Genomic DNA, 7,866 nt, shown 5'->3' with positions numbered 1-7,866 from the left:
AGCGTCAGCGCCTGCAGATTGGGAGCGGCCGCCAGTTGGGGGACGACCACGTCGTCCCAGACATCGGCGAAGGGATCTGGCCGGGTTCGCCAGTGGCGAGGAGCCGGTGGCTCGGAGGACTCGGCCCGACGTTCGAGGCGCCGAGCGGTGCTGACGGAGAGACCGGCCTTGGCGGCGGCGACGGGTTGGGTCTGGCCTTGTTGACGTTGCGACATGTAGAGCGTGACCTGTTGGCTGGTGACCGCCATACCGTCTCCCTGGTGGGTCAGGACAAGCGGTCAAGCTTAGGACAACCGGTCAGAATAGTTGTCGTCCACCGGCCAGAGTAATTGTCGCTCTATAGGCCACCTCATGCCGAGATGGCCCTTTTTCTGTTTCGCGCTGCTTTGGCACTGATCCGCTTTCCTTCACTCTCCGTCTAGCCGCGTCTAAAATCCCGCAAGCCCTTGTCCTGCCTGGCTCTCCGATGGGCTGCTCATCGCAGATAATCCCACATCGTCGTTTGTAGTCCCACATTGCGCCGCTGTGCCATAGATTCTGCTAACCCACAGGCACACGGTGTATATGCATATATTGGATTGACCGCTGGCCAAGCCATGGTCATAAGCCTTGGCGCTCACGGCATGCGGGCCTCCAGGCAGCGTCGTTTACCAGGTTGATCGGGCGCTCGCCCCTGAGCGCCAGGATCAGGTTGTCCACGGCGCGCTGGGCCATGGCGGTACGCGTCTCGTGGGTCGCCGAGCCGATATGCGGCAGGGCGACCACGTTGGTCATGTGCGGCAGCGGCGACTCCGGCGACAGCGGCTCCTGCTCGAAGACGTCCAGGCCGGCGGCGCGAATGCGCCCCATCTCCAGCGCCTCGATCAGCGCCGCCTCGTTGACGACCTTGCCGCGCGCGATGTTGACGAAGATCGCCGACGGCTTTATCAGGGCAAACTCTCGCTCGCCGATCAGGTGCTCGGTCTCGGCGGTGAGGGGCACGGTGACGCAGACGAAGTCGGCTTCGGCAAGCAACGTATCCAGCTCGCGCCGCTCCGCCCCTAGTTCACGCTCGAGCTCGGGCTTGGGGGAGGCGTTCGAGTAGAGGATGCGCATGCCGAAGCCCAGGGCGCCGCGCCGGGCCACGGCGGCGCCGATGCGCCCGAAGCCGATCAGGCCCAGGGTCTTGCCGTGCACGTCGCTGCCGAAGTGCTCGGGCCCGATCCCGGCTGTCCAGTCGCCGCGCTTGACCAGGTCGGCGAGCTCCACGGCGCGCCGGGCGGCGGCCATGATCAGCAGGAAGCCGGTGTCGGCAGTGGTCTCGGTGAGCACGTCGGGGGTGTTGCACAGCAGGATGCCGCGACGGGTCAGCGCCTCGACCGGGTAGTTGTCGTAGCCCACCGAGATGGTGGCGATGGCTTCGAGCTGGGGCGCGGCGTTGAGCAGCTCGGGGGTGATGGCCAGGCTGGCGCCGATCAGGCCGTTGGCGTCGGGTAGGGCGGCCCGGAAGTCAGGATCGTCGGCGGAGGTCAGGCCGGGAAAGGCCAGGACCTCGAAGTCCTGGCCAAGCTGGGCCAACTGGTCATCGTTCAGGCGGCCATAGGCCAGGATGCGCTTCTTCATGGGTCAGGCTCCTTTAAGGCGATGGGCCGGCTGTCTATCGGGCAGGCAGCTCGGTTTCAGGTCCCGAGAGCCCCTCACACTGGTCAGACTTTCCATGTCCCACGACCTGCAGTACAAGTGCGCCGACCAGGTTGGCGAGGGGTGCCGCATCCCAGCGAAGGCGAGCAGCGTTCAGTCTGCCTCACAACATGAGTAACTGGCGCCAGCGATAGGGTCCCAGTTTACCAACCACCCTGGACCCGATTCGTTAAGGCTTCCACTTCCCGGCTGTTCCTGAGCCCCCTTCGCTAACCGCTTCAATCAGCCGCTGGGCCGCCGATTCATGAACGGCGGCCCGTTCTCGATCGGGGGCACCGGAAATGGGCCCTCCTTCGCGAGAAGGACATGACGCATGGATCGGCCCCTGGCGGCGGTCGCTCGATCCTTCACGTCTCTTGTTGCCGCCCTCAGGTCCGATTCATCCATGACAATCTATAATGTGTATCAGAATCATCTCGATTCAGCATGGGGCGAGGGCGATGACCAGAGTCAGTTTCAGCCGGCGCGGTATGCTCAGGGCGGGGTTCTGGAGCCTGGCGTCGGCGCTTGGCCTGTCCTCGGCGCGCGCGGCCAGCTCACCGGCTGCCTCTTCCCATGCCGGACGCCACGGCGTCTTCCCAGGTGACATGATCACCCAGGGCGAGGTAGACCATGTCCGCAATGGCTTCGACCCGAGCGTCATGCTCACCGACTGGGACACCGGCAAGGTCGGCCGGCTGGCGAGCGGGCAACGGCTGCGCGAGTACACGATCACCGCCATCGACAAGGAGATCGAGATCGCGCCGGGAATCCGCTTTCCGGCCTGGACCTACAACGGTCGGGTACCCGGCCCCAGCCTGCGCGCCACCGAGGGTGACCGGATCCGCATTCGCTTCGTCAACGCCGGCAGCCATGCCCACACCCTGCACTTCCATGGCATCCACTCAGCGCAGATGGATGGTGTGCCAGGCGCCGGCGAGGCAGCACCGGGGGAAGCCTTCACCTATGAGTTCGATGCCGAGCCCTTCGGCTGTCACCTATATCACTGTCATTCGTTGCCGCTGAAGCGCCATATCCACAAGGGGCTGTACGGTGCCTTCATCGTCGACCCGAACCCGCAACGGCATCCCGAGCATGAGCCGGCGGCTCGCTCGCGCCTGCTCGGCAGCGAGGAGAACGCGCGCTGGCAGGAGTTCGTGATGGTGATGAATGGCTTCGACACCAATTTCGACGAGGAGAACGAGATCTACGCGGTGAACACGGTGGCGCATGCCTACGTGAATCGGCCCATCCGCCTCGAGCGGTCTCGCCCAGCACGGATCTATCTGATCAACGTCACCGAGTTCGACCCAGTGAACTCCCTGCACCTGCATGCCAACTTCTTCGATTACTACGACCATGGCACGACCCTGACCCCGACCCTCCGGACCGTGGATGCGGTGATGCAGTGCCAGGCACAGCGGGGCATCCTGGAGTTCTCCTTCGCCGACCATGAACCGGGGCGGTACATGTTCCATGCCCACCAGAGCGAATTCGTGGAACTCGGCTGGATGAGCCTGTTCGAGGTGGTCTGATGCACCTGCGCCTGTGGTCCACGCTGCTGCTCCCCCGCTGATGCTCGGCGCGGCGTTGCTGTGGTTCCAGATGATGCAGCCACTCGAGTGGCTCGGCGTATCGCCGCCGCCGCTCGAGGAGTTGACCGTCGAGCGCACCATCATCGACGACGACGGCCTCGCCCTGAAGGTACGCGCGGGGGGATCGGAACCCATGCGCATTGCCCAGGTGCAGGTCGATGGCGCCTATTGGCGCTTCCTTCAGGAGCCGGCCGGGGAACTGGCCAGGGGGCAGGCCGCTTGGCTGCGGATCGCCTATCCCTGGGTGGAGGACGAACTGCACGAGGTCACCTTCGTCACCGGCACCGGTGTCACCTTCGGGCACACCATCGAGGTGGCGGAGGCGACTCCCCAGCCGAGCATCGCGCAGCTCTCCGGCTATGGCGTGATCGGCCTGTTCGTGGGGGTCCTGCCGGTGGCACTCGGGATGTGCCTCCTGCCGGCGCTGCAGCATGCCGGGACACGGGGGTTCCAGTTCACTCTGTCCCTGACCCTGGGGCTGCTGGCCTTCCTGCTGGTGGATACCCTCGAGGCGGGCCTCGCGCTGGGCGCCGAGGCGGCCTCGCTGTTCCAGGGGCCCGCCCTGGTGTGGCTGGCGGCGCTGGCTGGCTTCCTGGCGCTGATGGCGGTGGGGCGTCGCCACCACCGGCCACCGGAAGGCCGGGCGCTGGCATGGTACATCGCGCTGGGCATCGGCCTGCACAACCTGGGCGAGGGTCTCGCCATCGGTGGCGCCTTCGCGACTGGTGCCGGCGCCCTCGGTACCTTCCTGGTGATCGGTTTCACGCTTCACAACCTGACCGAGGGGGTCGCCATCGCCGCCCCCCTGACACGCCAGAGCGTGCCTGCCTGGGCATGGGGCGGGCTGGTGGTCCTGGCCGGCCTGCCGGCGGTGCTGGGCATGTGGCTGGGGGCCTACGCCTTCGCCCCGCACTGGTCGGCGCTGTTCCTGGGACTGGGAGTGGGGGCCATCCTGCAGGTCTGCGTCGAGGTGACGGATTACCTGCGGCGCACCGCCGTGATGGAGGGCATGTCGCCGGTCTCCGGCACCTCGGCATCGGGCGTCGTGGCCGGTATCGCCATCATGTACACCACGGCGTTTCTTGTGCAGGTGTGACGCCTGGCGGACCCAGGGCGAGAGTCCTGTCCGAGGGCCATGTTGCACTGCACAATAATCCCTGCTATTGTGCAGTGCAGCAGAGCGGGAATCTCCCGTTCCATCGCATTCAGAACCCAGGAGGTTCTCATCATGACCAACGCATTCGCATTCGACACCAAGCAGTTCGACACCGCCCAGTTCGAGTCCATGTTCGTCGCCCCGGCGCGCGCCTTCGCCGCCCTGTCCGTCGATCTCACCGAGAAGCTGGTCAATGCCCAGCTCGAGGCCACCAAGGCCTATGCCGACATCAACCTGGCGCAGCTGCGCAGCCTGGTGGAGGTCAAGGATGCCGAAGGTCTGAAGGGCTACCTGGAAGGCCAGCAGAAGGTCGCCACCGAGCTGACCGAACGCCTGAAGGGCGATGCCGAGAAGGTCGTCGCCCTGCAGCAGGAGTTCGTCGAGGAGAGCCAGAAGCTGACCGAGGGCAGCGTCAAGCAGGCCCAGGAAAGCGCCAAAGGGGCCACCGAGACCGCCAGCAAGGCCGTCAAGGAAGCCGCTCCCAAGGCCAAGTAAGTCGTGGGCCCGCGCCACGGGCCACGCTGACGCCAGACCGCAGGCCGCCGATCCATGATCGGCGGCCTGTCTTCGTTCGAGGGCAGGTCAGCGTGACTTGCCCTGGACAGGGGGGAGGAGCCCGAAAGGGGATGTCAGGCACGCCCGCGCCTTGTGCCAATCTGGACCCTTTCGGTACCATTTCCTGACGCCTTGCACGGCGGAGCATTCCAGGGAACGATCATGCAGACCAACCTCGAGAAGCATCAGGCGACCCGGCGCGTCACCTTCCTCTCCGCGGCGGTCAACACCCTGCTCGGCGTGGCCAAGATCCTGGTCGGCTGGATTGTCGGCTCTGCCGCCCTGGTTGCCGACGGGATCCACTCCTTCTCCGACCTGGTGACCGACGGCTTCGTGCTCGCCGCATCCCACTATGGCCACCAGGGGCCGGACCACGACCACCACTACGGCCATGGCCGCATCGAGACCCTGGCCACCCTCTTCCTGGGCAGCGTGCTGATCTTCGTGGCCGGCGGCATCGCCTGGTCGAGCCTCGAACGCCTCGTCTCCGCTGCCGTGATCCCGCCGCCCGGCTATTGGGCGATCCTGCTGGCCGCCCTCGCGCTGCTGGCCAAGGAGTGGCTCTTCCATCTGACACGCCGGGTGGCGCGCCGCATCGGCTCGAAGATGCTCGAGGCCAACGCCTGGCACCACCGCAGCGACGTGCTCTCCACCGGCGTGGTGATGGTCGCCCTGGTTGGCAGCCAGTTCGGCGCCACCTGGATCGATACCGTGGCGGCGGTGATCGTCGGCCTGATGGTCGGCAAGGTGGGCTGGGACCTGCTGTGGGAGTCGGGCCGCGAACTCGTCGACACGGCCCTGCCGGTGGCCACCCAGGAGGAGATGCGCCAGGTGGCGAACAGCGTGGCCGGCGTCGAGGGCATCCATGACCTGCGCACTCGCCAGTCGGCCGGGCATACCATGCTCGACCTGCACGTGGTGGTGTCGCCGCGCATCAGCGTCTCGGAGGGCCACGAGATCGGCAACGAGGTGAGCCGCCGCCTGCGTAACGCCTTCCCCGCCCTTACCGACCTCACCTTCCATATCGACCCCGAGGACGACGCCGGCGAGGGCGACCCCAGCCGCTTCCCGGGGCTGCCGCTGCGCCCCGAGGTGGAAGCCGCCCTGGCCGAGTGCTGGGGAGAACTGGATGTCTGGGCGGCGATCCGAGAGATGGAACTGCACTACCTGGAGGGGGCGGTGACGGTGGTGGTCTGCCTGGACGAGCCGTCGCCCTTCGAGAGCGACGCCGTGATCCGCCGCCTGGAGGCCCGTGCCCGGGACATTGACTGGCTCTCCCACGTCGAAGTGCGTCGCCTGGCGGGCGCTCCGCACCTACCGGCGACCGGCTGACGCCGCCGACTTCTCCCCGTCATCATGATCATCGCCGGATGCGCAGGCCATGCTGTTTGAGCTTCCTGACGACGCTGGGCTGGCTGACGCCGAGCCGATCGGCGATCGCGTAGGTCGAGGAAAGAGACTCGCAGAGCTCGGCGAGGATGGTGCGCTCGGTACGGCTCAGGGCATCCTTGAGGCCTTCCTCCTCGCCGAGAGCCGAAAAGGAGATGGAGCCCCGGTCAGCGTCGTCGGCGTGCCGGGACGCTACGGCAGGGGGGGTCGGGCCCGGCGTGTCGGCATGGATCACATCATCGCTGGATAGCCAGGCCCGCTCCAGCCAGTTCTCCAGCTCCCGCACGTTGCCGGGCCACTCCTGGCGCATCAGCGACTGCCAGCTGCTCCGAGCGAGAAGCTTCTCCTGGCCATAGCGTCGATTGAGCCGCTTCATCTGGCGCTCTACCAGGCCGGGTATATCCTCGCGGCGTTCTCGAAGGGGCGGCAGGGTGACCGGAATGACGTTCAGCCGATAGTAGAGGTCCAGGCGGAACGCCCCTTCCTCCACCCGTCGACCGAGGTCCTGGTTGGTGGCGACCACCAGGCGGAAGTCGACGCGGCGGGACTGGTTGTCGCCCAGGCGAGAGATGCGCCCATCCTGAATGGCCTTCAGCAGCTTCGTCTGCACCCCCAGGGGCAGCTCGCCGATCTCGTCGAGAAAGAGCGTGCCGCCGGCGGCCTGCTCGATCAACCCGATGCGTCCGCCGGGCGCGGCACCGCTGAAGGCTCCGGGGCGATAGCCGAACATCTCTGCCTCGAACAGGCTTTCTGGGATGGCGGCACAGTTGACGTCGACGAAGGGGCCATCGCGGCGCGAGCTCCAGCGGTGCAGCTGGCGGGCGAAGGCCGTCTTGCCGACGCCGGACTCGCCGAGCATCATCACGGTCGCGTCGGTGGGGCCCACCCGGCGCAGCAGCAGGGCCACTTCCCGCATCAGCGGACTCTTCACCTCCAGCTCGCCGAGTTCGCTCTCCAGTGCCGCATCCTCCTGCTCGAGTGCCTGGCTGCGCTTCAGGTGGTCGCTGAAGCGCTGCTGCAGCAGGGTATATTCCTGCTGGAGCAGCTGAAGGTCGGTGAGGTCCATGGAACGGCTGACCACGGCGACCAGCTTCCCCGCTTCGAAGACCGGATGGGCCTGGGCAATCACCCGGCGGCCCGTGCCGGTGCGCTGCGCGATCTGAGCCGGCTGGCCGGTGCGCATCACTTCCAGGCTGATCGACGGGTTCAGCACCCCATCGGCTTCGAGGCGCTGCACGGTGCTGGCACGGAGCGCTTCGCAGGAGATGCCGTAGACCGCGGCGGCACTGGGGCTTACATAGCGAACCTTGCCGTCGGCATCGACCACGAAGAAGTGGTCATGGGCGGTGTCGACGATGGTCCTGAGGATGAGGCTATCGATGGTGCTCATGTGACCGCCTTCGATTCATTGATGCATCAATGATTCATTATTGCATCGCTGATGGGCCGATAGTGATCCAGTTCTGGATCATTGTCCCGCAACAGGCCCGGCATAGCCCCGAATCCAGGTTG

6 protein-coding genes and 1 pseudogene are annotated in these 7,866 nt (G+C 66.3%); 4 read left to right on the top strand and 3 right to left on the bottom strand.

Going from position 1 to position 7,866, the window contains the following annotated elements; all coding sequences use genetic code 11:
• Both SCI24_RS11990 and SCI24_RS11985 read right to left on the bottom strand, forming a co-directional pair.
• Window positions 1-248: pseudogene (locus SCI24_RS11990) on the bottom strand (IS21 family transposase); the annotation flags it as partial.
• 352 nt (window positions 249-600) lie between these two features.
• Window positions 601-1,602, bottom strand: a complete 1,002-nt coding sequence (locus tag SCI24_RS11985) for a D-glycerate dehydrogenase (RefSeq protein ID WP_318725594.1) — start codon at window positions 1,600-1,602, stop codon at window positions 601-603.
• Between the two features lie 518 nt (window positions 1,603-2,120).
• On the opposite strand from SCI24_RS11985, the gene SCI24_RS11980 reads away from it, so the two are divergent.
• From SCI24_RS11980 to SCI24_RS11965, 4 genes are all read left to right on the top strand, one after another.
• Window positions 2,121-3,194 carry a multicopper oxidase domain-containing protein gene (locus SCI24_RS11980; RefSeq protein WP_318725593.1) on the top strand — a complete coding sequence of 358 codons (1,074 nt, stop codon included), beginning with the start codon at window positions 2,121-2,123 and terminating at the stop codon, window positions 3,192-3,194.
• A 70-nt stretch (window positions 3,195-3,264) separates the two neighbouring features.
• Window positions 3,265-4,350 (top strand): hypothetical protein, encoded by a 1,086-nt coding sequence (locus tag SCI24_RS11975; protein WP_318725592.1) that lies wholly within the window; start codon window positions 3,265-3,267, stop codon window positions 4,348-4,350.
• Window positions 4,351-4,482: 132 nt separating this feature from the next.
• Window positions 4,483-4,905 (top strand): phasin family protein, encoded by a 423-nt coding sequence (locus tag SCI24_RS11970; RefSeq protein WP_318725591.1) that lies wholly within the window; start codon window positions 4,483-4,485, stop codon window positions 4,903-4,905.
• A 222-nt stretch (window positions 4,906-5,127) separates the two neighbouring features.
• Entirely contained in the window at window positions 5,128-6,297 is a 1,170-nt protein-coding gene (locus SCI24_RS11965) for a cation diffusion facilitator family transporter (RefSeq protein WP_318725590.1), read from the top strand.
• Window positions 6,298-6,325: 28 nt separating this feature from the next.
• On the opposite strand, the gene SCI24_RS11960 is transcribed toward SCI24_RS11965, so the two are convergent.
• A complete protein-coding gene (locus SCI24_RS11960) occupies window positions 6,326-7,744 on the bottom strand; it encodes a sigma-54 interaction domain-containing protein (protein WP_318725589.1) in 1,419 nt (472 codons plus the stop codon).
• Between the last annotated feature and the right edge of the window lie 122 nt (window positions 7,745-7,866).

It is taken from the genome of Halomonas sp. (assembly GCF_033549285.1).
Taxonomy (GTDB): domain Bacteria; phylum Pseudomonadota; class Gammaproteobacteria; order Pseudomonadales; family Halomonadaceae; genus Halomonas.
Note: the sequence above shows the minus strand (reverse complement) of the source record. Positions and strands in the feature narration are given on the sequence as shown.

Excerpts from the sequence above, each read along its gene's own strand:
- SCI24_RS11985 (WP_318725594.1), bottom strand. The coding sequence starts at position 1,602 with ATGAAGAAGCGCATCCTGGCCTATGGCCGCCTGAACGATGACCAGTTG.
- SCI24_RS11980 (WP_318725593.1), top strand. The coding sequence starts at position 2,121 with ATGACCAGAGTCAGTTTCAGCCGGCGCGGTATGCTCAGGGCGGGGTTC.
- SCI24_RS11975 (WP_318725592.1), top strand. The coding sequence starts at position 3,265 with ATGATGCAGCCACTCGAGTGGCTCGGCGTATCGCCGCCGCCGCTCGAG.
- SCI24_RS11970 (WP_318725591.1), top strand. The coding sequence starts at position 4,483 with ATGACCAACGCATTCGCATTCGACACCAAGCAGTTCGACACCGCCCAG.
- SCI24_RS11965 (WP_318725590.1), top strand. The coding sequence starts at position 5,128 with ATGCAGACCAACCTCGAGAAGCATCAGGCGACCCGGCGCGTCACCTTC.
- SCI24_RS11960 (WP_318725589.1), bottom strand. The coding sequence starts at position 7,744 with ATGAGCACCATCGATAGCCTCATCCTCAGGACCATCGTCGACACCGCC.